Source organism: Kitasatospora sp. NPDC088742, from assembly GCF_055584905.1.
In genome coordinates, this window is the sequence record NZ_JBVJLD010000043.1 from 50,810 (window position 1) to 75,384 (window position 24,575).

Genomic DNA, 24,575 nt, shown 5'->3' on the forward strand with positions numbered 1-24,575 from the left:
CGAGACCCCCGCCGTCCCCACCCCGGCGGTGCCGTCCGAGCAGCCCCCGGCCACCGAGCCGACCGGCACCACGGAGCAGGACGAGTCCGCCCTCCCGGAGTGGGCCCAGGCTGCCCTCGCCGACGCCCGCGCCACCACCACCCGCCTGGCCGAGGTCCAGACGGCGCTGGCAGCCGCGACCACCCCGGAGGAGCACGAGGCGGCCACCGTCCGCATCACCGCCCTGGAGGGCGAGCTTCACCGCGAGCGCCTGGGCCGTGCCTACAACCTGCCCGCCGTCTTCGCCGCCCTGATCAGCGGCGCGGACGAGGCCGAACGGGACACGCACGCCAAGGAGCTGGCCCAGGCGTTCCACACCCGCACCACCACCCTGGGCACCGGCGGCCTCACCCCCGGAGCACCCGCCACCCCGACCGACCCGGCCGCCCTCGCCGCCCTGGTCACCCGCTCCCGCGCCTGACCAACTCCGCCTAGCGGATACCAAATTCGTACCTGCCGAAAGGTAAGAACCTGCCCAACCAGTTCCTCAAGGCGGAGACCATCGCCGCCACCGCGCTCGGCCTCCTTGAGCGCGACCTCATCCTCAGCCGCCTCGTCTGGACCAACGGCGGCTTCGACTTCACCGGCACCAAGAACGACACCGTCACCATCCGCGTCCCTGCCCGGCTGGAAGCCCGCGAGCAGGCGTGGCGCGCGGCCAACCCGGCGGACATCGTCCTGGACACGATCCAGGAGGACGGCGTCAACGTCAGCCTCAACAAGGACATTTACTCCGCCGTGCAGATCACGGATGAGGAACTGACCCTGGACATCAAGGACTTCGGCGCGCAGGTCCTCGCCCCGCAGGTCGGTGCCGTCGCCCGCGCCATCGACACCGGCGTCGCCTCCCTCATCGAGGGCGCCCCGTACACCAACACCGTCACCCTGGACGGGAAGGACCCGTGGGCCGGTGTCCTGGAGGCCCGCGCCGTGCTGAACAAGCAGCACGTCCCGTTCAAGGACCGCACGCTGCTCGTCGGGTCCGACGTGGAGACCAACCTCCTGAAGTCCGAGCGGATCAGCAAGGTCGACCAGTCCGGGTCCGACGCCGCGCTGACGGAGGCCACCCTGGGCCGCCTCGCCGGGTTCAACGTCGTCACCTCCACCGTCATCGACCCGAAGGCCGCGTACGCCTTCGTGCCGTCCGCCTTCGTCCTGGCCACCCGCGCTCCGGCGATCCCTGGCGGTGCCGCGTTCGGCGCCTCCCAGTCGTACAACGGGCTGTCGATGCGGTGGATCAAGGACTACGACTCGGCGAAGCTCCGTGACCGCTCGGTGGTGAACATCTACGCCGGGTTCAACACCATGCTCGACAAGGTGGACGGCAAGGGTGCGCCGAAGCTGCTGCGGGCGGTCAAGCTGACGCTCCCCGCCGCCCCGTAGGGGGCTGGCTGACCCAGCCCCTCGCCTCGCTGGCCGAGCTGGCCCGCCGGCTCGGCTACACCCCCGAGGGCCCGGACCTGGCCCAGGCGGAGGCAGCCCTGGCGGACGCCTCCGCCGTGGTCCGGGCCTACGGCCTGCCCTGGCCAGACCCTGCCACCGCCCCCGACATCGCCCGCTCCGTCACCCTCGCAGCCGCCGAGCGCCGGGTGCGCAGCCCGGAGGGCTACCGGATGGAGATGCAGGGCGCCTACTCCTACCAACTGCCCGCCTCCAACCCGCTTGGCGTCGACCTGACGTCCAGTGAGATCCGGCTCGTGCGGGCCGCCAGCGGGGTGTCCACCGGCGTCTACTCCGTGCCCGTCGCCGGGATCGGCGGCAGCCTGTGAGCCTGCTCGACCAAGGCGGCGAACTCGTCGTGGTCTACCCGCTGGTGGACACGGACGACGGGTACGGCGGCACCACCCCCGCCCCGGGACGCCCGGTCACGGTGCGGGCCTCCGTCCGCCCGGCAACGACCGCGGAATCCCCTGCGGAGGGCCTGCTGGCCACTGCCGACTACTGGGTGACGGCCCGTCACCTGCCCGCAGGACCCTGGGCCCGGGTGGAGTGGGACGGCGTGGTCTGGGCCGTCATCGGCCACCCGCGCCGCTTCCGGGGCACACGCCGCACCAACTACGACAGCGCACTGATCAGGACCCGGGGAGGTGGCGCCGCTGGCCACGGTGAAGCCGAACGCTAACGCGATCGTCGCCCACCTCCCCGGCGTCCGCCGGGCCGTCCGCCAGGAGCTGGAGGAGCGGGCCGCCCGGGTCCGCGCCGCCGTCGCCCACCACACCGACACCGGAGACCTCGCCACCTCCCTGGACGTCACGGTCGATGGCCCGGACTCCACCGTGTCCATCGCCGACCCGGCGATCCTGGCCATCAACTACGGCCACCAGAGCCCCGATGGCACCTGGGTCCCCGGCCTCCACCTCATCGAGGAGGCCCTGTGATCCCCGTCCTCCCCGACGCCGACGCCCTCGTAACCGGCGCTTTGCGCAAGGGCCTTGGAACCGGTGTGACGGTGCGGGTGCTGTGGCCGACCGACTGGGACCGGCACCTGCCACTCGTCACCGCCCGCCGTGTCGGCGGCTCCGCCGGCTCACCCGGTGGCATCGACTCCGCCCTCATCGACGTCCAGTGCGCGGCCACCACCCGCACCGCAGCCTCAGCCCTCGCCCGCACCGCCCGCACCGTCCTCCTGACCGCCTGCCGCGACCAGTTCGCCGGTGCGGACGGCTACCTGAGCACCGGGCAGGACGTCAGCGGCCCCGCCGAGCTGCGCACGGGCAACCCGTCCGCCGGGCCGGACCTGCACCGGTTCCAGGCCACCTACCGGATCACGACCCGCCCGCACCCGCCCACCACCATCACCAAGGAGTAGGCCACTTGCCGATTTCCGACACCGCCGTCATCGTCCCGGCGGGCGGCTACCTGTACACCGCCTCGCCGGACGAGCCGAAGCCCACCATCACCGATCCACTGAACCCGGGCGCCAAGTGGACCAGCGTCGGCCACACCAGCCTCGATGCCCTCCCGGAGTTCAGCCGTGACGGCGACGACGCCGAGACGAAGGGCTCGTGGCAGAACTCCGCACTGCGCCAGACCAGCCCCGCCGTCACCTACTCCGTCACCTTCAAGAGCATCCAGGCGACCGCCGACACCTACAAGCTGTACTTCGGCGCCGGAGCCGAGGCCGTCCAGACCGACGGCTCCTTCCGCATCCCCGCCAGCCCGACCCCCCAGGTACGGGCGCTGCTCCTGATTCTGGTGGACGGCAAGCGCTTCCTCCCGCTCTGGCACCCGCGCGTCTCCCTGCTCGGCTCCGACGCCGTCTCGATGGCATCCGATGACTTCGTGAGCTTCCCCATCAAGGGCACCCTCCTGGGCAGCACCCTGATCGGCGGCGCCCTCGGCGAGTGGGCCGCCCTGACCTGACCAGGTACCAAATTCGTACCCGCCCCCACCCATTGACCCCGAGGAGCTGCCCCTGACCACTGCCCTGTCCTGCGCCGACCTGATGGCCGAGGTGTCCGCCGAGTACACCGGCCTGCCGCTGACCACCCGCACCGGCACCACCCTGACCCTGCGCAACCTGTTGCTCCTGCCGGACGCCGGCCTCAAGTCCGCGCGGGTCCTGCTGTCCGCGATCGGCGACGAGACGACCGCGGAGCACGACCTGGAGGACCTGGCGCCGAAGTTCCGCGACCTGCTGCTCCTGGTCGCCGACCAGCCCCAGGTACTGGCCGCCGAGATGGAGGACTGGCCGCTGGGCATGTCGATCCGCGTCGTCACCGCCTGGCAGGAGGCGACGCAGATGGGGGAAGCCTCAGCCTCGGAGAGCTGATCAACCAGCACGGCGGGGCACTGCGGGCCGACTTCCAGCGGTTCTACGGCCTCGACCTGGCCGACCTCTGGCGCGGCACCCTCACCCCCCGCCGGGCCTGGACGCTCTCCGAGCACCTGCCCGACAGCTCCGCCCTCGCCGCCTCCCTGGCGGGCGGGCCGGAACACAGGGGCTGGACTCTCCAGAACCACCTCCTCGCCCACCTGATCACCGCCGTCCGCTACGCGGATGCCAACAACGTCCGCGTCAACGGCGGGCGGTTGAAGCGTGACCCGGAGCCGGTGAAGACCCCCCAGCACGGTGCCACCCGACGCCCGTTGCTGGACCTGGCCGCACATCCGCTGGCCATTGAACTGAACAGCGCGACGATCACCGGAGGTGAGTGACTGGCCGGACCCGGTGGACGTGAGGTAGGGCGCCTGAGCGTCCGCGTCCTGCCCAACACCAGCAGGTACCAGGAATCCCTCCAGCGGTACCTGGACCGCGTAGAGCAGCGCGTCTCGACGAAGATCCGCGCGGTCCTGGACGAGGACCAGATCGAGCGGGACCTGGGCCGCATCACCCGCGCCCTGCGCCTGCCGATCCGCCTCGTCCTGGCGGACGGGGCTCTGGACGAGATCCGGGAGAAGCTGCGCACGCTCACCCCGCCGATCATCGTCCCGGCGCGCGTCAAGGTGGACGCGTCCGAGCTCCACGAGATCCGCGCTGCCGCCCAGGTCCTGGGCCAGGAGGCGCAGCCCACCAGCCGCAAGCTGGCCCCCCTCGTCGGTGCGCTCGGCCAGCTCGGGCGCGTCGCGGCGACCGCCGGGGCCGTTCCGGGCCTGGCTTCCCTCGGCGCCGGACTGGCCGCGATGGCCCCGGCTGCCGCCCTCGCCGCCCCGGCCCTGCTCGGCGTCGCCCTGGCCACCCAGACCCTGAAACTGGGTCTGTCCGGCGTCAAGGAGGCCCTCTCCGGGGACGCAGAGGCGCTGGCGAAACTCCCAGGGCCCGCCCGCGAGTTCGTCAGTGCCGCCCGTGCTCTGGGTCCGGCCTGGGGCGAGGTCCGACGCCAGGTTCAGGCCAGGCTGTTCGAGGATCTGTCGGGCTCGCTCACCGACACCGCCCGCCGGGTCCTGCCCGTCCTCCGGGAGGGGCTGACCGGAACTGCCGCCGCTCTCAACGACGTTGGGCACGGCGTCCTGGACACTGCCCTCGGCCTGGGGGCGAGCGGCCAGTTCGGCAAGGCCCTCGCGGGCGCCAACGCCGGTCTCGCCCACATGGCGGCGCTGCCCGCCGTCGCCCTCCAGGCGCTGGTCCAGCTCGCCGCAGCCGCCGGCCCCGCCTTCGACAAGGTCACCGCATCCGCTGGGGCCGGTCTGGAGCGGCTGTCCGCGAAGATCGGCCACGGGTTCACCTCCGGCGCGATGCAGCGCGGCATCGAGGCCGCCGTCGCCCTCGTCCGCCAGCTCTTCGGCGTCCTGGGCAATGTCGCCACGATCCTCGGCAACGTCTTCGGCCCGGCTGCTGCCGCCGGTGGAGGACTGCTGTCGGTCGTCGCCGCGATCACGGCGAAGGTCGCCCAGCTCACCGGCACCGCCCAGGCACAGGCAACCCTCAAGGCGCTCTTCGAGACCCTGGCCGCCATCGGCGCCGTCGTCTCAGGCGTCCTGGGCGCCGCCCTCAAGGCCGCGCTCCCGCTGCTGTCCGCCCTGGTCAGCACCCTTGCGGGCCCCGCCCAGCAGGCGGCAGCGATTCTGGGCCCCGCCCTGGAGAAGCTGGCGGCGCAGTGCGGTCAGGCGCTTCTCCCGGCGGTCGAGGCGACGGCCCGCGTCCTGGCCGCAGTTCTGCCCATTGCGGCCCAGCTCGTCGCCCAACTCGCCGGTGGGCTAGGGCCGGTGCTGGTCCTGGCCGGTCAGCTCTTCGCCCAGCTCGCGGGCGTACTGCTGACCGCCCTACAGCCCATCCTGGCCCAACTTCCGGGCCTGCTTGGCCCCTTGGTCGAAACCGGCGTCAAGCTGGCCGCAATCGCGGCCGATCTGGCGTCTCGCCTGCTCACCGCCCTGGCCCCGTCCCTGGCCAAGATCGGCCAGGCCTGCGGGGAGGTGCTGGTCGCACTTCAGCCCCTGATCGTCGCAGCCGGTGACCTGCTGCTGAGGGCGCTGAACGCCCTGATGCCGGTGATCATCCCGCTGATCGACCAAGTCGGGAAGCTCGCGGCGGTCTGCGCCAACGTGCTGGCCGCATGGCTGCGTGACGTGGTCGTCCCCGTGATCCGGATGCTGGTCGCCCTCCTTCACGGCGACTTCTCCGGGGCCTGGGAGTACGCGAAGCAGGCCGTCAGGGGGGCCAGCGACACCATCACCCGGCTGGTGTCGGAGCTGGGCCAGTTCATCCTCCAGTTCATCCGGCAACTCCCCTCCATGCTGGGCAACTTGGAGGGCCTGCTGGTCAACGCCGGGAAGGACCTGATCCGGGGCCTGCTGAACGGCATCCGCTCCGCCGCCCGCGACGTGAAGCGCGAGCTCACCGAGCTCACGAACTCACTGCCGGACTGGAAGGGCCCTCCGGCGAAGGACCGTCGCATCCTCACCCCGGCCGGACGCCAGGTGATGGGCGGCTTCCTGGACGGCATCCGCGACCAGCTCCCGGAGCTGGAGCGGGCGCTGGGCGGGGTGACCGCCGGCCTGCCCCTCATGGTCGGCTCCGCGGTCGTGGCCACCGGGCCGGAGGCAGGTACGAATTTCGTACCCGCCACCCTGACTGAACTCGTCGGCGCGGTGGACCGCTTGGCCTCGCGGGACGTCGTCGTCCAGGTCGGCGCGCAGGAGATCGCCAGGGCCGTGGCCCTGGGCAACCGTCAGAGCAACCGGAGGTGAGTATGTGGATCGGACGCCCTGGCGCCATGCGTGAAATCGCGGACGAGGCGCAGCAGTTCGACCGAACCCCGGACCTCGGGGTGTCCGAGTTCCGGGCCCTCTCGGGGGCGGTCACCACCTGGGCCGTCCCCGTCCAGCCCGCACGGTGGTCGCTGACGTGGTCCAGGATGCAGCGGTCCGAGTGGTCCTGGCTGGACCGTCTTGCCCGCCGGCTCGACAGCCCCGGGCCATTGGCCCTGATCGACCCGCTGTCGGCAAACTGGCTGATGGCGGTCCAAGCCGGTGGCCGTGGCCCAGCCTCCCAGTGGTACGCGTCGGCGGGCGTCACGCTGACCGGTGGCGGCGACAGCACCCAGTCCGCCTCTGTCACAGTGTCCGGCGATCTTGCGGCGGGGCCGGAGTTGTACTGGAACCACCCGGTCTGGCGGGGCTACCCGTGTGTGCCAGGTCAACGGATCGCCTTCCACCCCCGGGCACTCGCACCGGGGTCCTGCCAGTTGCGCCTCAACTGGTACGGCGGGGACGGCACGTACCTCTCCAGCACCAGCACAGACCGGACCACCGCCCCCGTCATCGGTCAGGCCCCGTCCGCTGCCGCGTTCGTCCACCCCGGCGTGCGCTTCGCCGCCACCGGCACCTGGAGCATCGGAACCGCATACCTACGGGAGGCAACAACGCAGGACGCACCCGCCGAGCCGCCTGCCGCTGAACTGCTGGTGGGAGCCCAGGCCGCCGGCCAGGCCCCCGCGAGCCAGTGGTTGGCCAGTCCTGAACTGGCCATCACCGTCTCGGGGACGGACGTCGTGGTGGGCCAGGCAGACGGCCCCGGCGGCGTCCTGCGCTGGCGCCACCCAGGCGGCCTGCCCGGCTGGCCGGTGCAGCCCGGCGAGTACGTGCAGTTCACCCGCTCTCCCACCCTGGCGGGCATCGGTCCGACCTCACGCCCGATCCTGGAATTCCTCACGTCCACTGGCCAGTTGGTGCCATTCCAGACCGAGGGCGGGACCGGGGTGGTTCCGGCAGGGGCAACCTACGTCAGGCCCGGCGTCTCCTGGGGCGTGGAACTGGCCAAGGGCGTCAAGGTCGGCACCTGCTCCCTCAAGCTGACACCCCGGTACACCGCCGTGCCCGTCCCGGGTGACGGCGAGGGCATCGCCAAGATCAGCATCACCGAGTACAGCGTCAGCGCGGTGCCCGGTTTCCCGTCCGAACGGAACGTGGCCTTGGGTCTCGTGGAGGTGGTGTAGCACGCAGTCAGCCAATGCCGCTCTGACGGCAGCCCTGCGAAGCGGTGAACGGCAGGAGGCACACTCCACTCGGCTCGGCGGCGTCGAATCCGCTGCTCAGGTGCGGAGTTGGTCGATCGACTCCAGTTACGCCACCGACCTCCCGAGCCCGATGCGCGCGTTCAGCGGCGCCTCCAGCACCCAGCTTGACCTGGAGCTGGCGGGCCGCGACGGCATGAGCGCCCCCAGTCTCTACGGGCCATGGGCCCCGCACGCGAGCGCGGACATGGTCCGGCCCGGTCAGTCCGTCGTCCACCGCTGGGGCATCGGCGGGCAGACCCTCCCCGCCTTCCGGGGCAGCGTCCGCGCCCGCTCCGCTTCCTCCGGCACCGACACCGTCAGCGTCACCGCACTCGACGGCGCCGAGCGCCTGCGGATGCCCGCCCAACTCCCGCGCCCCTCCGGGGGCATCGACCAGGCCGCCTCCGGATTCGCCGGAACCGACTGGGTCGGCTCCCCGACCTGGTGCGTCGACCACCTCCTCCGCAACGCCGGAATCCACACCTCCCCGCCGCCCCGGCCCGGCTGCACCCTGTACGTCAGCTACCACGGCGGGGCAGCCGCCAACATCGGCACCCTGTACACGCTGTCCGGCGGCTGGAACAACTGGATCTACGGCAGCCCGCCGTTCACCCTCGCCGCCCGTGGCCCTTCCAACTCCTGGGCCATCGCCCGGTACGTGCCGACCCGGCGCAGTGTCAACCGCTACTTGAAGGGCTCCGGGTACTGGCTGGAGTGCTACGTCGACACCCTGTCCACCGGCCCGGCGGGCAGTTCCCCGTACGCCCAGGCCAGGATGGAGCTGCACTGGAGCAACTACGGGACAGAGCAGCGGACCACGTTCACCGTCGACTGGAACGCCCGCCGGCTCTGGGCGTCCGGCGCCGACATCTTCACCGTCCCCGAGAACGGTGCTCAGGTCTCCTGGACGCCGCCGGAGATGATGACCGAGAAGCCAGGCCGGTGGCACATCGGGTTCTGGGTGACCGTGTCCGACGCGGGCGCGGTCACGGTGGAGGCCCGGCTGACTGGCCCGTCCGGTCGGCGGGCCACGTGCGGGCCGCAGGTACTCCCCGGCTTCACCCTCGCGGCCGGAGCCATCAAGGACGCCTCGGTCGTCCTGGGCGACCTCGCGGTGGAGGCCTTCCAGCTGACCCCGATGGCGGCGATCCCCACCGGTGCTGCCATCAGCCGCGACGGCCAGTGGACCCGCTCCGCCCGCCTTGACGCACCGATCCACCCGCTCACCGTCCTGCCCGTCGTCTCCGGCAGCGCCTGGGACGTGATCACCGCCATCGCCCGCTCGACCTGCTCGACGGCCGAGTTCGGGCCCGATGGGATGTTCTCCTGGCGCAACAGCCTGCGCTGGGCCGGTACCCCGTCGTTCTCAGATCTGACCGTCACCTCCGCCCGGGAGCTGGCCGCGCTGACCGTCACAGAGGAGATAGACGCCTGCCGCAACCACGTCCGGGTGGGCTGGCAAAACTGGTCGGCCGTCAAGGCGGCGCAGGGGTCGCGCACCAGCGCGGCCACGCTGACGATCCCGGCGGGGAGCACGGTGACCGTCGCGCTGGAGGTCGGGGAGAACGAGCTGGACCCCCTGCCGCCCATCACCATCGGGCCCGGTGCCGTGACCGCAGGCACCATCAGGATCACGGCGTCCGACGCGGACAACAGCGGCCCCATGCTCGGGGCCGTTGAAGTGGGGATGACCCGCGAGGACGGGCTGCTGACGATGACGCTCACCAACAGGTCGCCTACCACCGCGTACTGCCGCAGGCTCACCACCGAGACCTACTCCTACTGGGTCGCCACCCCGGCCCTGCCTGGCGGCCAAGGTCCGACGGCCAACTGGGTGACCGCCCAGAACACCCAGAGCCAGGCCGCCTACGGCCGCCAGGTCTTCGACCATGACACCGCCGGATGGATCCAGGACAGCGGCACGGCCTTGGCCCTGGCGACCATCCTGCTGACCGCAGGGCGCAACCCCGTCCCCCTCCTAGGGGACGTGGAGGTCCTTGCCGACCCCCGCATCCAACTCGGCGACGTCGTCCGGGTGGTGGACACGACCGGCGCCGCCCTCGACACCCTGGCCTGGGTCGTCGGAAACCGGATCACCGCGACCGGCGGGGCCGTCCGCCAAACCCTCACCCTGCGGGGCACCGCTTCGCCGGGTCTGCCCACCGACACCGGACTGACCCCCGATCCGCCCTACGCACCCTAGGAGGCCACCTGACCGAGACGACCGCGGAGCCGCTCACCCTCTCCGACGCCCAACTCGCCGATCTCGCCCAGCAGATCGCCAGCCTTCTCCCTGGCTACCTGCTGGTGCGCGATCCGCCGTCCGTGCCGGTCGGCTCGCCGGAGGCAGCCCTGGGAGACGTGATCGCAACGGCTGGGATCACGGTCACCAGGGCGGACTAGACCCGAGCACTCCGAGGACAGGGGCAGGTACGAAATCCGTATCTGCCCCTGATCCTTGGAGGGGCACATTCCCGAAATCTGGGTGGCCGAGGCCGAACGTCTCGGCCCTGGCTCGATCGGCAGCGCACCGGATACCCCCGGCGCCCCGGCCCGTGCCGTCTGGCACACCACCGAGAGCGGCACCGGCGACGCCGCATTCGACTCCGTGGCCGGGTACCTGATCCGTGAGCGGTACCAGCCGCACTTCCTCTACGACCCCACGACCGACCGTCTCGGCCAGTTCGGCCCGCTCGACCAGTCCGCCCGCGCCCTCGCCAACGCGCCGGACATCCGCACCAACCGCACTGGCGCCGCGTGCATCCAGATCGAGGTCCTCGGCCGCGCGAGCCAGCCCTTCACCGCTACCTGGCGCCCCGGCCCGCGCTTCCGCGCGCTGCTGCGGGCGATCCGCTCGTGGGGCGTTCCGGACACCTTCCCGGTCCGCCTGGCGGCTAACGGCGGTGACTGCATGCGCCCGTCCGGGACCTGGTCCACCACCGGTGGCCACTACGGCCACTGCAACGTGCCCGGGAACGACCACTGGGACCCGGGCAACCTGGACACCGGCGCCCTCTTCGCTGCCGCCGGCTCCGGCACCAACCCGCCGCCCCCGCCGGTCCGTCCGCCCGACAACGGCCCGCCGTTCCCCGGGCGGACGCTGCGTAACTACACCCAGGGCGAGGACGTACGGACCTGGCAGGCCCGGATGCGCGAGCGCGGCTGGTCGATCAGCGTCGACGGCCAGTTCGGCCCCGCCTCCGAGCGGGTCGCCCGCGCCTTCCAGGCTGACAAGGGCCTGGCTGTCGACGGCCTGGTCGGCCCGCAGACCTGGCGTGCCACCTGGGCATCCCCCATCACCTAGGAGACCAACTGACCGAGCCCGACGACTCGTTGGGCGTCCGCGTGTCCCCGCGCGAGATCTACGACGAGATCGTAGGCATGCGCGGGGACGTGCGCTCCCTCGGGGAGCAGAGCGCCAGCGTCCGTGACGAGCTGGCCGACCACGAGCAGCGCATCAGGACACTGGAGGCGTGGAGGTACGCGATCCCCGCCGCAACCGTGGCCGCCGGCCTCGCCGCACTCGCCCAACTCATCCGCTGACCAACCCTCTTGGAGACCATCTGATCCAGTTCATCCAGACCCACCCCGCCCGGCTCTACGCCGTCGCCACGGCCCTGCTGGCCCTGCTGGCGCACTTCGTCCCAGCCCTGCCGTCCGCCCTGGTTCTCGCCCTGGTCGCCGCCGTCCTCGGCACGGGTGAGGCGGTCCAGCGGACGGAGGACGCGAAGACCGCCCAGGCGTCCACCCCTACCACCGGCGCGCACGCGATAGCAGAGTAACTACGAGGTTGGCGAGGTGAGTTGGCAATTCGATCTTTCTCGGATCTCCCCTCGACGGCTCGCGATCTTGCTCGCTACCTTCGAGATGTCAGGCCAGCCGGTTAGGGGCGAGGCCGACACCGAAAAGGGAGCAACTGCCATGCAGTACATGACCGTTCTGGACGCCATCACCGCCGGTTACACCGTTGGCACCTGGGGCAAGTCCACCACCCCGCACGCCCTGCTCCAGTCCAACGAGACCTCGACCCTGTGCAACAAGCGGGGCGCGGTGAAGCTGGAGAAGGCGAAGGCGGAGGACAACCTGTGCCGCACCTGCGGCAACTGGGTGCGGAAGAACGCGGAGGAGGCCGCCCCCAAGGTCACCGAGGCCACCCCCGACGCCGAGCCCACGGAGGCCCCGGAGAAGGCGGAGGCCGGAGTGATCACCCCGGCGCCGGACGCGGTGGTGACGACCCAGGAGCGCGAGGCCGCCGAGGCAAAGGCCAAGGAGGAGGCCGAGGCGGCCCGCAAGGCCCTGGACACCACGGACTACCTGGCCGGTGACGGCATGGAGAAGGAGTTCAAGGGCGCCGTCACCAAGGTTGCCTCCGCGATGAAGGCCTCCGCGAAGGCTGGCGTGACGGTGGCCGGTTCGATGCTGATGCTGCGGACCCGGATCATCCACAACGGGGTCCCCACCCTGGACGGCAACGTCGACCAGTACCGGAAGGCCGTCACGGACCTTCTCGACCAGGCCTCAGAGAAGTCCGGTCTCAGCCCGGAGGATGCCGCCAAGGAGCGCACCACCCTCAAGCGCTCCGCCCAGCACCTGATGCAGGACCGGGTCCTGACGGAGTACGTCCGGGCGTTGGACGCGAAGGACAGCCCCGAGGCCCACCGGTACGAGGCCCTGCGCGAGGCGCACCAGGCCGTTACCGGCCCCCTGCTGGAGGCGGCCCAGGAAGCCGCCAAGGCCGCCAAGGAGGGTGGCGACAAGGAAGCGGTCAAGGCCGCCCGCACGGCGCTCACTGCCGCGACCGCCGAGCACAACGCGCCGTTGTCCGAGCTGGTCTTCCGCGCCTTCCCGACCATCAGCCGCCAGACCGGTGGGGAGCTGCGGGCGGCGAAGAAGGAGCCGAAGCCGGTGGCCGCCCCGGCCGCCACGGAGCCCGCCGAGGACGCCCCCACCCCGGCCGAGGACGCCGCCCCGGCCCCTGAGCGGACCGGCCCCGATGCCCTGCTGATGGCCGTCCGCCGGGCGCTGGAGCAGCTGAACGCCGAACTCCAGGCGGGTGTCACCCCGGAGGTCCACAAGGCCATCTTGAGCGAGCTGGACGCGGTGGACGGGGTCTCCGCCGCTCTCCGCACCACCCTCGTCCCGTAACCCGCTGAACCGGCCCCGCCCGACCACCCCAGGTCAGGCGGGGCCCTTCTGTTCCCAACTCCAAGGCACGGACTCGAACTTGAGCCCGCTACCCGCTCGACGGAAAACGATCTTGGATCTACCTTCGAGCTGTCAGGCCGCGCGGTTAGGGCGGGGCCGACACCGATAGGGAGTAAGTCTGATGTCCGACAAGCACGTTGACTCCACCGACAGCACCAGCCAGGGGCCCGCACTGCCCACGCTGGACGAGCTGGCCATGGCTGCCCTGCCGCGCTACCTGCGCAGCCTGGACACGCCCTCGATGTGGGACGAGGCGAAGGTCTTCGAGCCCTTGGTGGCCCGCCACCGCGACATCGCACGGCACAACCACAAGCGCACCGCCGAAGCCCTCATGGCGCGTCTGCGGGACGGCACCGGCGCCAGTATTCCGGCTCTGGAGGCTGCGGTCGTACGGACCGCTGACGAGCGCGACCTCCCCCGCTCCGTCATCGTCGCCCGGCACTACGGGGTGGCCGACCTGCTGTAGCCCGCGCCTGACCTGACGGCCCCGCCCGGACCACCCCGGGCGGGGCCACCCGCGCTCTACCACCGCACTCCCAAGCTGGTGACCGAACACCACCTGGCCGCTTGGGAGTTGCCGTTGACCGTCCGTACCATCCAGCGAGGCGGTGCCCGCTGGTACATCCACCCGGAGACCGCCGACAAGGCACCGTCAGTGACTTCGGTCCTGGCGATGATCCCGAAGCCCTTCCTGGCCTACTGGCAGGCCCGCATGGTGGCCGAGCTGGCCGTTGACAGCCTCCATTTCGTCGCGCAGATGGCGCACGCCGACCGCGCCGGGGCGATCGACTACCTCAAGGGCGCCGCCACCCGCTACACCCGCGCACGGGCCGCCCTGGGCTCCGAGGCCCACGACCTGTTCGAGAGGCTGTTGCGGGGCGAACAGGTCGCCCGCGTCCATCCGGACCTGGAGCCCTACCGGGCACACTTCGAGGAGTTCCTGGCCCTGTTCAAGCCCGAGCTGGTGCACGCGGAGGACGTCTGCTGGTCGGACACCTACGGCTACGCCGGGAGCTTCGACGCGATCATCCGGGTGCGCCTGGCGGAGGACGGCACGCCGGACCCGGACGGCGCCGAGCACCTGCTCATCGTCGACTGGAAGACCTCCAAAGACACCTACCCCGACGTCGCCCTCCAGCTCTCCGCCTACCGGCACGCGGACCGCATCATCACCGCCGACGGCACCGAGCTGCCGATGCCGAAGGTGCACGGCGCGGCAGTCCTTCACGTCACCGCCGAGTCCTGGTCCTTCAAGCCCGTAGCGTCTGGCCCGGACGTCTTCGCCGTCTTCCGCGTCCTCCAGGACGTGTTCCGCTGGGACCGCGAGACCTCGAAGACCGTCATCGGCAAGCCCATGGCCGCCGGCTCCCGGAACCTCACCACCGGCACCCAGCGCCGCGCCCGCTGACCAGCCCGCCGGCTTCCGGGGCAGGTACGAATTCGGTACCTGCCCCATCCTTCTCCCCACCCCCTAACGCCCTGGAGGCGCCCAACTGGCCATCCGTTCCCGCATCTTCGACACCGACCCTGACGCCCGCCCGCAGCCCAAGCCCGACTTCAGCTCGGACGTGGCGTTCAAGTTCCGCGCGGGCCGAGTCGTCAACAAGCGGCCCATCGCCCTCGCCACCTGGCGCGTGACCACCGGCGACCCCGACGTCGCCTCCGCGGTCGCCGACCTCCTCGGCGGCACCCCGGCCGAGTGGGAGACCTCCAAGGAGGACAACCTGGAGGTCATCACCGGGGCCGACACTGTCCGCCTCGTCCTCGACGGCGTCGACGCGATCGAGTCGTCCCTGATCCTCTGGGGCCGCTCCGGTCCGATCCACCACTGCGACGGCGTCAGCTTCCTGGAGCCGCCGGAGGACGCGGGCACCCCGTGCGGCTGCCCCCCGCTGCTGGCCGAACGGAAGGCACTGGCGCGGGCCGAGCGCGGCCCCGGCCCGAACACCAAGGTCACGTTCCGCCTCGCCGACGCCCCGGGCCTCGGCAAGGGCCAGCTCGTCTCGGGCTCCTGGGAACTGCTCAAGGTCCTCCACGAGCTGGAGAACGGCCTGGACGCCGTGAACGGCCCGGCCCTGGTGGAACTCACCCTGGAGCTCGTCCAGTTCACCAACCCGGCCGGTGAGGCGGTCAGCTTCCGCAAGCCGGTGTTCACCGTCCTCGGCCCCGCCGGCACCGCCGACGAGGCGACCGCGGAGGGTGGTGCGGCCGGTGAGTGACCGCACGATCGTCTGTGACTACGCCGGTGACGAGGTCTACCCCGGTGACCTGATCACCTACTCCGCCCGGCGCGGTAACCGCGTCCGTTCCGCCGACGCCGTCATCCTCCGGGTCACCACCCGCGTGGTCGACGGCCGCCTCCGCCCGATGCTCCTGGTGGAGCCGACCGGCGTGGAGTCCGGCTACATCCGCCGCCGGTCCCTGCGCCGGACCTGGGTGAGCGCGGAGCACGTCCGGCTGGTGATGCCGGGCCACGCGGAGGGTTAACCACCCTGTTAAACGACTGGGGCACCTACTTACGTAAGTGGGTGCCCCGGTCCGCTTAAGCCGCTGACCAGGCACTCTTCGTGGAACCCACCCGTTTCCATCACGAAAGAGTGACCCGTTTCCAGTGGAAACGCGCACTCTTTTGCACCAACAACCCTGTGGTTTCGGTACCGTTCAACAGTGCCGTACGCACGGTTCAAACCGTGCGTCAGACATGCAGGAGCCCCCGGCCATTAGGCGTGGTCGGGGGCCCTTCTGCGTTGGCTGGGCGTCACGTGGCTGACGCGCCTATGCGCGCCCGTGCGGTCAATTCCGCCCGCCCAGCCGGGCGATGGCTGACACACCATCTCCCTGTGTCGGCCGGGTGGAGCTCACAGCGGCGTACCGCTGCACCGTGGAAGGCCCGGCCAGGAGACGCTACTTCAGCGCCGCCACCACCACCCCGGCTGCCGCGACGAAGAGGGTGAGCACGGCATTGTTATGCCGCATCCACCGTCCGAACCGCTCCACCCAAGATGGCTTCCTACTGCCGTCCATCTGGCCTGTTCCCTTTCACCGGACTGCCCGGACCGGGTGGGCCGGGCCTGGGTGTTGATGGAGGGTCAGTGCCGCGCTGGGCGACACGAGCAAGGTACACCGCTTAGTCGCCAGTGCAGCAAGGATCTGACAGATCGGCCCCGAATGGGTGCATACCGGCCGTACAGGTGGGGGTGACGTACCAAATTCGTACCTGCCACAGGAGTTGAGAACCTGACCCACCAGGACCAGGGCACGCGCTGGGAGACCCGCGTCTGCCACTACCTGAACACCACGCTCCCAACACCCCGACTTCCAGCACACCGTGTGATCCGCACCCCGCAGACCGGGCGCCGAGACCGGGGTGACCTGACCGCGCTGCCGTTCAGCCTGGAGTGTAAGGACGCCACCCGGCGGAGCGTTCCGACGTGGCTGCGCCAGGCTGCCGCCGGCTCTCGCGCGGCCGGCCTCCCGTTCTCCGCCGTCGTCGTCAAGGCCCGGGGCCTTCCGACCGGCTACGCCCAGGTGGCCCTCACCATCGGGACATTCACCCGCCTCCGCCTCCTCCTCAGGCTTCGCAGCGCCGAGGCCGCCGGGGTCTACCGGTTCCGCGCCAACCTCCGGGGCGGGATCGACCGCTGGTACATGGTCTGCACCCTGACCGACTTCGCCGCCCTCCTCCAGAACGTTCGTGAGGCCCTACGGCACGGGCCCTGACCTGCCGCTCTACCTCTGCTCTCCCCGGCCGGGAAACACCCCGCCGAGGAGAACGACCGTGCAGATCACCGACCTGTTGGCCCGCCTTACCGCCGTCACCACCCACCCCGACGGCGGGTACACCGCCTGCTGCCCCGCACACCGCGACCGCCACCCGTCCCTGCGGATCTGGCACGGCGAGGGCGGAACCGTCCGCCTCCACTGCCGCTCCGGCTGCACCGCCGACGCCGTCCGCCGGGCGATGAGGGTCAACTGGTCCGATCTGTTCAAGGTCACCGGCGAGGGCCCCCGCGTGACGGACGAGCAGCCGGTGCCTGCCAGCCCTGGCCCGTTGGCCGCCCTCACCACCTACGTGGAAGGCACCGCATCCACCCTCTTCGACTTCTCCGACACGACCGCAGAGGCTGCCCGCGCCTACCTCGGTGGCCGGTTCGGCCTTGACCTCGACGGTGCCGCCGACCACCAGCTCGGTGCCGACCCGGGCGGGACGGTGCCCGCGATGGCCTACCTGTCGAAGACATACGTAGCCCACCCCCGCCTCGTCGTCCCCCTGCGCGCGTTCAACGGCACCGTCCACGGACTCCAGGGGCGGGACATCAGCGGCGATTGCGCCGCCCGGTGGGTCAGCCTGTCGAACCCCGACGGCCAACGGTGGGGTGGCTACGGTTACTTCCCCGGCCTCGGCGGCTACGACACCGTCATCGTCACCGAAGGCCCCGGGGACGCTCTCACCGCCGTAGGCGTCGGATACAGCGCGGTCGCCGTACGCGGCGCCAGCCTCGCCGGAATCCCTACCCTGGCAGAGGAGTTGGCGGAAGGCCTCCGCGGTCGCCACGTCGTGATCGCCGGTGACCACGACACCGCCGGCTCCGCCTTCTCCACCCGCCTCGCCGGAGCCCTCGCCGAGCACGGCGTCACCGCCTACCGGCTGGAGATCCCCACCGCCGGATGGGACCTGACGGACTGGCGAGCCGACGACAAGGCCGCCTTCCCCACCGCCCTCCACCGGGCTGTCCGGGCCGTCCGCCCCTTCGCCCTCGGCGCCGACGCAGAGACGGAGCGCCGCGCCGCCGTGCTGAGCGAGCGCACCGGCGCCGACTTCGTCAGCCGGGACCAGGGCATGGAGGCCCTGGAGATGCTCAAGGGCCTGACCGACCGGTTCGGCGACTCGCAGGCGATCAGCGCCTACGCCCTGGTCCAGTGGGCCGATGGGCGGATCCGGTACGCCCCGGGCTTGGGGTTCTACTCCTGGACGGGCAGGGTCTGGAAGCGGGACGCGGAGCGGGTCCGGCAGGAGATCCACCGCATGGGCGCCGCCCTCGCCCTCGCCGGCGCACCCGGCCCGGCGAAGCAGTTCCTCAACACGAGCGGCATCGACTCGATCCTCCGTGAGCTCCGGTCCGTCCCTGCCGTCCGGATCACGGCCGATCAGCTGGACGCCCGCCCCGACCTCCTCAACTGCCGTAACGGCACGGTGAATTTGCGCACCGGGCACCTGCGTCCGCACGACCCAGAGGACCTGCTGACGCACTGCCTCGATCTGGACTACCTGCCCGAGGCGCGGGCCCCGCGTTGGGAGACGTTCCTGGGCGAGGTCTTCCCGGGGCATCCCGAACTGTCCAGCTACGTCCAGCGGCTGACCGGCTACGCCGTGACGGGCCACACCACCGAACAGTGCTTCGTCGTCCTCCACGGTGGCGGCGCAAATGGCAAATCGGTACTAACCGACACGCTTACCGGTGTATTCCGTGACATCGCCACCACCACCGGGTTCGCCACCTTCGAGGAAAAGGGCACCGGAGGGATCCCCAACGACCTGGCGGGCCTGCGTGGCGCGCGCCTTGTCCTGGCCTCGGAGGGAGAGGCCGGGCGTCCCATGTCCGAATCCGTCCTCAAGCGCGCCAGCGGAAAAGATATGATCTCTGCCCGATTCCTCCGTCAAGAATTTTTTGAATTCAAGCCAGCCTTTCTGATTTTCCTTTCCAGTAACCACAAGCCGAAATTCAAGAGCCAGGACACTGGCCTATGGCGGCGCGTGCGTTTTGTCCCCTTCACCCGGTACTTCGAGCCGGAGGAGCGGGACCACACCCTGGACGTCAAGCTACTGGCTGAGGCGGAGGGCATCCTGGCCTGGGCCGTGCGGGGCGCCGTGGACTGGTACCGCGAGGGCCTGCGGGACCCCGCGGTCGTGGTCGACTCGGTCCGCGACTACAAGCAGACCTCCGATGCCCTGGCGGGATTTCTTCCCGACGTTCTGGCACCGTGCCCGACGGGTACGGTGATGGACGGATCCACTGCGTTCAACCACTACCTCTCGTGGTGCGAAGCCGAGAACCTTCCCCACAAAGAGCGGTGGACCCGGAGGACTTTCTATTCCGCGCTTGAGGAGCGTGGGATCCAGCGCAAGCGCGCCAGCAGGGGAATGGCGCTGATAGGGATACGGGAGGCCGCCGAGGCGGTGCCGGAGGCTGCCGGGGCGGGCATCTTCGCGCACTAGACCTGCGCACTCCAGGGACAGGGCAGATACGAAATTCGTATCTGCCCTGAACCTTTTGGGGGCGCCCCGTGCGGACCTACCACCACCGGGTCGCTGGCGAGCGCGTCACAGTGAACGTGCCGGAGACCGGCGCGGACCTGGATGCGTTCTACGCCTGGGCACAGGAGGCGGACCGGCGCGGCCCGATCGCCCTGGACACCGAGACCACGGGGCTGGAGGTCTACTCCTCCCACTTCCGGCTGCGGACAGTTCAGTTCGGCGATGCCCGCACCGCTTGGGTGATCCACTGGGAACGGGGCGGGGAGTTCCAGCAGTTCGCCCGCGCCGCCCTCACGCACGGCCGCCGGTTCCTGATCCACCACGCCGCCTACGACTGGTCGGTTCTGGACCGGCACGCCGGCATACCGCTGGAGTCGCTGGCGCCGCGAACCCGGGACACCCGGATCATGGCGGCGCTAATTGACCCCCGGCAGCAGTCAGAGGGCGGACGCGGCACCGGCCTCAAGCCCTTGGCGGCGCACTGGGTGGACCCGCTCGCCCCGGACACCCAGGACGGCCTCCTCTCGGAGTTCCACGCGCACGGCCTGACGAAGGCCACCGGGTGGGCGGGCATCCCGCTGACCAACACCCTGTTCAACGTCTACGCCGGGCTCGACGTCATCCTCCTGGCGCGCCTGGAGCCCCACCTGCGTGGGGAGTTGGAACACCTGGGGGTACGCCAGCGGCTGGTGGACTACGAACACGAGATAGCCAGGGTGTGCGCAACGATGCAGCGCACCGGGCTGGTCCTGGACCAGGAGTACACCCAGTCGCTGAACCGCCGGCTCGGCGAGGAGGCCGAGCGGTGCGAGGAGGAAGCCCGCCGGTACGGCGTCGCCAACGTCAACTCCACCCGCCAACTCGCCAGTGCCTTGGCCGAGATGGGTGAAGTCCTGACCGAGCGGACCAGCTCCGGGCAGGTGAAGGTCGACAAGACCGTGCTCCTCCAGCTCGCTGACCTCGACGGCCGGTGGCAACCGATCGGCGCCCGCACACCCAACCCGCTGGCCCTGGCCGTCATCCAAGCCAAGCGGTCCGGGAAGTGGCGGACCACCTACGCAGAAACGTTCCTCCAGTCGGTGGACGACCGCGGTCGCGTCCATCCTCTGCTCTCGCCGCTCGCCGCCCGCACGGGCCGGATGGCGATCTCCAAGCCCGCACTCCAGACCCTGCCCGCCTCGGACGCGACGGTCCGGCACTGCCTGCTCGCCGACGAAGGCCACCGCATCATCAGTGCTGACTTCACCGCCGTCGAGATGCGCGTTCTGGCAAGCCTCGCCGACGTCAAGCTGATGAAATCTAGCCTGGCTGACGGTAAGGACCTTCACGATTTCACGGCGGAATTGGTCTTCGGTCCTGGATTCACGAAGTACCACCGCAAGCTAGCTAAGGCAATTGGTTTCGGAAAGGTCTACGGGGGCGGAGCCCTTGGCATCTCCAGGTCGTCCGGCGCTCCGTACGACGAGGTGGTTAGGGCACTGGCCGCCTACGACCGGGTCTATCCGGAGATCCGGCGTGCGGCCTCCCGCTGGCAGCGGGAGGCATTCGCCCGGGACATGACCGTCATCACCCCCGTTGGCCGACGCGTTCCGCTGGACCGCACAAGGTCCTACGCCGCCACGAACTACATGTGCCAGAGCACCGCCCGCGACTTGCTGGGCCAGGCGGTGCTCGACATGGAGACCGCCGGCCTCCTGCCGTACCTCCGACTGCTGATCCATGACGAGGTGCTGGTCAGTGCCCCTGCGGCGGAGGCGGAGGAGGTTGCCCGGGAGCTGGTGCGGTGCATGACCACCGACCTGTACGGGGTGCCGATCGCCGCTGACGCCACCATCGGCGGCCGGTCCTGGGGAAGCCTCTACGAGCTCACCGTATGACCAGGGGCAGGTACGAAATTCGTACCTGCCCCCTCCGCGTCACGGCCCGGTAACGCACACCCCGAGACCGGCCTCCAGGGCAACGAACCGGCCACACCAAACCGGACAGAGCGCCCACCCCGGGTGATAGCTGCCCTGAATTCCGAATCGCATTTCCCGGCCACGTGGCGAAGTGGTTCCCACGTCGGTTCGGCCTGATCAGCCCGCCGCGTACGCCACCGGACGGGGGCAATACGCATGCCCCTGGGCTGGTCAATACATCTGCACGTCCTCGTCCGCTCTACCCGCGCTCTCCAGGGAGGGCTCGGAATCCGAGCAATCAAGGACGAGCGCAATGCACACCCCCCTTTCTGCTGCCCAAATCCGGGGCGCCCAGGAGAAGACCCTGGCCGACATCGTCGCCGTTCTGGCGGCCCTGGAGCCCCGCGTGACCTGGCACGCACGCCAGCACGCGACGAGCGGCGGACAGACGGACTACGGCCTGGCGGAGGACCTGGAGCAGGAGGGCCGCCTGGCCCTGTGGCTGGCCATCGAGAGGTACGAGGGCGGGCCGGACGATGACCCGGCCCGGTTCACCGCCTACGCCGACCGGACGATATCCGGAACCATCTCCGACAAGCGCCGCGAGCAGGTCCGGCAGGGTTCAAGTCAGCAGTCCAGCAAGACTTTTGAGGCGGCCCTGCGCCTGGCCGCAGGTGACCCGTACGAGGCCGAGCGGCTGTGTGTCAGCCCACCGCCGGGCCAGCGCGGACTCAGCCCTGACCGGGCCTGGGCCGCCCGGATGGCCTGGCAGGGCCACGGCTACCTCGACGCCCCCGCCGGCTCCGACGGCTCCACCCTCGGCGACCAGCTCGCCGACACCCTCGGCCTGCCCGCCGACCTGGTGACCCAGGCCGACGTGCAGCAGCACCGCCGGACCATCGTCCGCCAGCACGTCCATCAGGCGCTGGCCCGGATGGGCCCGCAGCAGCGCCACGTCCTCAAGGCGGATTACGGGATCTCGCCGGTTCCCCTGTACGGCGAGGATGTGCCGGACTCTGACCTGGCCGCCGACATGGGGCTGACGGAACGCCAGGTCCGCCAAGCCCGCTACCTCGGCAAGGGCCGGTTCGAGGAGCTGTACCTCGCCGGGTCCCACGGCCTCGCGGCGTAGGGGGCCCAGCGTGGATCGCACCTTCACTACCGCCGAGGGCGGCACCGTCACCGTCAGGGACGACCGCGGTCACATTGAGTTCCATCTCCGCGACCGCTCCGGGAGCACTACCGCCAGCGTCCGGCTCCCGGCCGACCTGGCCGCACCGCTCCTCGACCACCTCTCCACCACCCAGCAGACGGAGGCCCGCCGCCATGGCGCTTGAGATCACCACCGAGACCACCGGCCGCCTGGCCGCCCGCTCCGGTACCGCCCGCGTGTGGCACACGGACAGGGAGACCGGCACGGTGAGCCTTGCCGTCCCCGGGGACCGGGTGGTTCTCACCCCGGCGGAGGCGCGGGCCCTCGCACGCACACTCTCCACCTTCGCCGACGCGGTGGAGGCTGCCCTGGGCGCCGCCGGCTTCGGCCGCACCGCCCCTTGGCGGTGACCGGTGCGGATCCTTGAACTCTGCGCCGGATATGGCGGGCTCGGCATGGCCGTCGCACCACTGATCAACGGCACCGTCACCTACGTGGCGGAGATCGACCCAGGACCGTCGCTGATCCTGGCCAAGCACCACCCGGAGGCGCCCAACCTTCGGGACATCCGCACCATCGACTGGTCCGCCCTCACGGGCAAGGTCGATGTCATCACCGCCGGGTTCCCCTGCCAGGGGATCAGCGACGCCGGGACGAGAAAGGGGTTGGCTGACGAGCGGTCAGGCATCTGGCGCGACGTGGCCGAGGCAATTCGGGTCCTACAACCGGCGTACGCGTTCCTGGAAAACGTCGCCGCTCTCAGGAGCAGGGGCCTCTCGACGGTCCTCGGCGACCTGGCCGAGATCGGGTACGACTGCGAGTGGACGTGCCTTCGAGCTGCCGACGTCGGCGCTCCGCACCTACGGGACCGTTGGCTCGGACTCGCCGTCCCCACTGCTGAAAACCCCCACAAGCAACCTCGCCGGGAACGGGGCGCCCCAACACCCGGAGAAGAGGAAGCAGGGCGGCCACGGCCCCAACCTGGAGGACGAGGTGGTGTACCTCCTACCGACGCCGACGGCATCGGACGGGACCGGCGGACCGGGGAACGGCACCCGGATGGGTTCCCCGAACCTGCGGACGGCAGTGACCACTCTCCCGCCGAATGGTGGGCCCAGTACGGACCCGCGATCCGGCGGTGGGAACGGGTAACGGGTGTCCCCGCCCCCGTAGCCACGGACACCGGCCCCCGGGGTGGTAGGCGCCTCAGCCCGGCCTTCGGAGAGTGGATGATGGGCCTACCACCCGGCTACATCACGGCAGTTGATGGCCTGGACCGTCGGCAGCAGCTCCGGGCTATCGGCAACGGAGTGGTACCCCGTCAGGCCCAGGCCGCGTACGCAGAGCTGCTGGAGCGGCTCACCAACCGCTGAACCAGATACGAAATTGGTATCTGCCCGCCCCCCGCTCCGGCGGGGGGCGTTTTTGCGTTATGCCCAACTCTGTCCGGTGGGGCGATTTTGAGCCAATGTCAGTGGACGGTGCTAGGGCCTGTTTCGAAAGTGCTGGTCACAGCCACTCGTTGATGGCTGCGACCAGCACGGTCGCTTCGTAGCGGACGGCGAGTTTGTCGAATCTCGTGGCGACCGCGCGGTGGCGCTTGAGGCGGTTGATCCCGCACTCCACGGCGTGGCGCTCCTTGTAGTCGTCCTTGTCGAAATTCGGTGGCCGGCCGCCGCGGGAGCCGCGCTTCTTGCGGTTGGCGACCTGGTCGTGCTTCTCCGGGATCGTGCAGCCGACGCGTCGTCTGCGCAGGTAGGCGCGGTTCTCGCGCGAGCCGTACGCCTTGTCGGCGCGGACCTTGTCCGGCCGGGTGCGTGGCCGTCCCGGGCCGAGGCGCGGCACACGGATTCGGCCCAGGACGACCTGGAACTGCGGGGAGTCGCCGCGCTGTCCAGCGGTGATCACGAGCGACATCAGTTTCTGTGCCTGCTCGACCGCCAGGTGGATCTTGGTGGTCAGCCCGCCGCGGGAGCGGCCGAGCCCGTGGTCGTCGGGCTCGGTGAAGACGCCGCCGGGCGGCTCGACCTGCAGGTCCCCCTTTTGCGCGCACCGGCCGCGTGCTGGTGCGCGCGGGCGATCGTGGAGTC

General features: G+C 70.7%; 26 protein-coding genes and 1 pseudogene. 26 read left to right on the forward strand and 1 reads right to left on the reverse strand.

All coding sequences use genetic code 11. From position 1 onward, the window contains the following. Positions 1-28: 28 nt before the first annotated feature. From ACZ6ZR_RS28395 to ACZ6ZR_RS28520, 26 genes are all read left to right on the forward strand, one after another. Positions 29-460: a hypothetical protein gene (locus ACZ6ZR_RS28395; RefSeq protein WP_465647028.1), complete on the forward strand. Its 432-nt coding sequence runs from the start codon at positions 29-31 to the stop codon at positions 458-460. A 317-nt stretch (positions 461-777) separates the two neighbouring features. After that, entirely contained in the window at positions 778-1,422 is a 645-nt protein-coding gene (locus ACZ6ZR_RS28400; protein ID WP_465647029.1) for a hypothetical protein, read from the forward strand. Between the two features lie 116 nt (positions 1,423-1,538). Then, positions 1,539-1,808: a hypothetical protein gene (locus ACZ6ZR_RS28405; RefSeq protein ID WP_465647030.1), complete on the forward strand. Its 270-nt coding sequence runs from the start codon at positions 1,539-1,541 to the stop codon at positions 1,806-1,808. Beyond that, complete coding sequence (locus ACZ6ZR_RS28410; RefSeq protein WP_465647032.1) at positions 1,805-2,161, forward strand: head-tail adaptor protein; 357 nt, start codon at positions 1,805-1,807, stop codon at positions 2,159-2,161. Before ACZ6ZR_RS28405 ends, ACZ6ZR_RS28410 begins: the two co-directional genes overlap by 4 nt. Beyond that, a complete protein-coding gene (locus ACZ6ZR_RS28415; protein WP_465647034.1) occupies positions 2,145-2,417 on the forward strand; it encodes a DUF5403 family protein in 273 nt (90 codons plus the stop codon). Before ACZ6ZR_RS28410 ends, ACZ6ZR_RS28415 begins: the two co-directional genes overlap by 17 nt. Then, positions 2,414-2,848, forward strand: a complete 435-nt coding sequence (locus ACZ6ZR_RS28420; protein WP_465647036.1) for a phage tail termination protein — start codon at positions 2,414-2,416, stop codon at positions 2,846-2,848. Before ACZ6ZR_RS28415 ends, ACZ6ZR_RS28420 begins: the two co-directional genes overlap by 4 nt. A 5-nt stretch (positions 2,849-2,853) precedes the next feature. Further along, positions 2,854-3,402 carry a phage tail tube protein gene (locus tag ACZ6ZR_RS28425; RefSeq protein ID WP_465647038.1) on the forward strand — a complete coding sequence of 183 codons (549 nt, stop codon included), beginning with the start codon at positions 2,854-2,856 and terminating at the stop codon, positions 3,400-3,402. 64 nt (positions 3,403-3,466) lie between these two features. Next, the gene (locus tag ACZ6ZR_RS28430) at positions 3,467-3,811 is read left to right on the forward strand and encodes a phage tail assembly protein (RefSeq protein WP_465647078.1); all 345 of its coding nucleotides are present in this window, start codon (positions 3,467-3,469) and stop codon (positions 3,809-3,811) included. A gap of 674 nt (positions 3,812-4,485) precedes the next feature. Further along, positions 4,486-6,666, forward strand: a complete 2,181-nt coding sequence (locus tag ACZ6ZR_RS28435) for a phage tail protein (RefSeq protein WP_465647040.1) — start codon at positions 4,486-4,488, stop codon at positions 6,664-6,666. 167 nt (positions 6,667-6,833) lie between these two features. Beyond that, a complete protein-coding gene (locus ACZ6ZR_RS28440; protein WP_465647042.1) occupies positions 6,834-7,913 on the forward strand; it encodes a hypothetical protein in 1,080 nt (359 codons plus the stop codon). A gap of 100 nt (positions 7,914-8,013) precedes the next feature. Then, entirely contained in the window at positions 8,014-10,176 is a 2,163-nt protein-coding gene (locus ACZ6ZR_RS28445) for a hypothetical protein (protein WP_465647043.1), read from the forward strand. 282 nt (positions 10,177-10,458) lie between these two features. Continuing rightward, positions 10,459-11,277: a peptidoglycan-binding domain-containing protein gene (locus ACZ6ZR_RS28450; protein ID WP_465647045.1), complete on the forward strand. Its 819-nt coding sequence runs from the start codon at positions 10,459-10,461 to the stop codon at positions 11,275-11,277. Between the two features lie 41 nt (positions 11,278-11,318). Continuing rightward, the gene (locus ACZ6ZR_RS28455; RefSeq protein ID WP_465647047.1) at positions 11,319-11,516 is read left to right on the forward strand and encodes a hypothetical protein; all 198 of its coding nucleotides are present in this window, start codon (positions 11,319-11,321) and stop codon (positions 11,514-11,516) included. After that, positions 11,447-11,755: a hypothetical protein gene (locus tag ACZ6ZR_RS28460; protein WP_465647049.1), complete on the forward strand. Its 309-nt coding sequence runs from the start codon at positions 11,447-11,449 to the stop codon at positions 11,753-11,755. Before ACZ6ZR_RS28455 ends, ACZ6ZR_RS28460 begins: the two co-directional genes overlap by 70 nt. Before the next feature lie 139 nt (positions 11,756-11,894). Then, positions 11,895-13,118, forward strand: a complete 1,224-nt coding sequence (locus tag ACZ6ZR_RS28465) for a hypothetical protein (protein ID WP_465647051.1) — start codon at positions 11,895-11,897, stop codon at positions 13,116-13,118. 181 nt (positions 13,119-13,299) lie between these two features. Continuing rightward, positions 13,300-13,644 carry a hypothetical protein gene (locus ACZ6ZR_RS28470; RefSeq protein ID WP_465647052.1) on the forward strand — a complete coding sequence of 115 codons (345 nt, stop codon included), beginning with the start codon at positions 13,300-13,302 and terminating at the stop codon, positions 13,642-13,644. A 114-nt stretch (positions 13,645-13,758) separates the two neighbouring features. Beyond that, positions 13,759-14,586 (forward strand): hypothetical protein, encoded by an 828-nt coding sequence (locus ACZ6ZR_RS28475; RefSeq protein WP_465647054.1) that lies wholly within the window; start codon positions 13,759-13,761, stop codon positions 14,584-14,586. A gap of 160 nt (positions 14,587-14,746) precedes the next feature. Beyond that, complete coding sequence (locus tag ACZ6ZR_RS28480) at positions 14,747-15,397, forward strand: recombination directionality factor (RefSeq protein ID WP_465647056.1); 651 nt, start codon at positions 14,747-14,749, stop codon at positions 15,395-15,397. Beyond that, on the forward strand, positions 15,390-15,665 hold the full coding sequence (locus ACZ6ZR_RS28485; protein WP_465647058.1) for a hypothetical protein: 276 nt from the start codon (positions 15,390-15,392) through the stop codon (positions 15,663-15,665). Before ACZ6ZR_RS28480 ends, ACZ6ZR_RS28485 begins: the two co-directional genes overlap by 8 nt. Before the next feature lie 843 nt (positions 15,666-16,508). Beyond that, positions 16,509-16,898 carry a hypothetical protein gene (locus ACZ6ZR_RS28490; protein ID WP_465647060.1) on the forward strand — a complete coding sequence of 130 codons (390 nt, stop codon included), beginning with the start codon at positions 16,509-16,511 and terminating at the stop codon, positions 16,896-16,898. A 58-nt stretch (positions 16,899-16,956) separates the two neighbouring features. Then, positions 16,957-19,395 carry a phage/plasmid primase, P4 family gene (locus tag ACZ6ZR_RS28495; protein ID WP_465647062.1) on the forward strand — a complete coding sequence of 813 codons (2,439 nt, stop codon included), beginning with the start codon at positions 16,957-16,959 and terminating at the stop codon, positions 19,393-19,395. Positions 19,396-19,505: 110 nt separating this feature from the next. Next, entirely contained in the window at positions 19,506-21,311 is a 1,806-nt protein-coding gene (locus ACZ6ZR_RS28500) for a DNA polymerase (RefSeq protein WP_465647064.1), read from the forward strand. Between the two features lie 334 nt (positions 21,312-21,645). After that, complete coding sequence (locus tag ACZ6ZR_RS28505; RefSeq protein WP_465647066.1) at positions 21,646-22,464, forward strand: sigma-70 family RNA polymerase sigma factor; 819 nt, start codon at positions 21,646-21,648, stop codon at positions 22,462-22,464. 10 nt (positions 22,465-22,474) lie between these two features. Continuing rightward, complete coding sequence (locus tag ACZ6ZR_RS28510; RefSeq protein WP_465647067.1) at positions 22,475-22,669, forward strand: hypothetical protein; 195 nt, start codon at positions 22,475-22,477, stop codon at positions 22,667-22,669. After that, complete coding sequence (locus ACZ6ZR_RS28515; RefSeq protein WP_465647069.1) at positions 22,659-22,895, forward strand: hypothetical protein; 237 nt, start codon at positions 22,659-22,661, stop codon at positions 22,893-22,895. The genes ACZ6ZR_RS28510 and ACZ6ZR_RS28515 overlap by 11 nt, the downstream gene beginning before the upstream one ends. Positions 22,896-22,940: 45 nt before the next feature. Beyond that, positions 22,941-23,858 (forward strand): DNA cytosine methyltransferase, encoded by a 918-nt coding sequence (locus tag ACZ6ZR_RS28520; RefSeq protein WP_465647071.1) that lies wholly within the window; start codon positions 22,941-22,943, stop codon positions 23,856-23,858. Between the two features lie 136 nt (positions 23,859-23,994). On the opposite strand, the pseudogene ACZ6ZR_RS28525 reads toward ACZ6ZR_RS28520, so the two are convergent. Beyond that, positions 23,995-24,575: pseudogene (locus tag ACZ6ZR_RS28525) on the reverse strand (IS5 family transposase); the annotation flags it as partial.

What these genes read in the sequence shown, in the direction of transcription:
- ACZ6ZR_RS28440 (WP_465647042.1), top strand. Translation starts at nt 6,834, where the DNA reads ATGCAGCGGTCCGAGTGGTCCTGGCTGGACCGTCTTGCCCGCCGGCTC.
- ACZ6ZR_RS28465 (WP_465647051.1), top strand. Translation starts at nt 11,895, where the DNA reads ATGCAGTACATGACCGTTCTGGACGCCATCACCGCCGGTTACACCGTT.
- ACZ6ZR_RS28470 (WP_465647052.1), top strand. Translation starts at nt 13,300, where the DNA reads ATGTCCGACAAGCACGTTGACTCCACCGACAGCACCAGCCAGGGGCCC.
- ACZ6ZR_RS28505 (WP_465647066.1), top strand. Translation starts at nt 21,646, where the DNA reads ATGCACACCCCCCTTTCTGCTGCCCAAATCCGGGGCGCCCAGGAGAAG.
- ACZ6ZR_RS28515 (WP_465647069.1), top strand. Translation starts at nt 22,659, where the DNA reads ATGGCGCTTGAGATCACCACCGAGACCACCGGCCGCCTGGCCGCCCGC.
- ACZ6ZR_RS28520 (WP_465647071.1), top strand. Translation starts at nt 22,941, where the DNA reads ATGGCCGTCGCACCACTGATCAACGGCACCGTCACCTACGTGGCGGAG.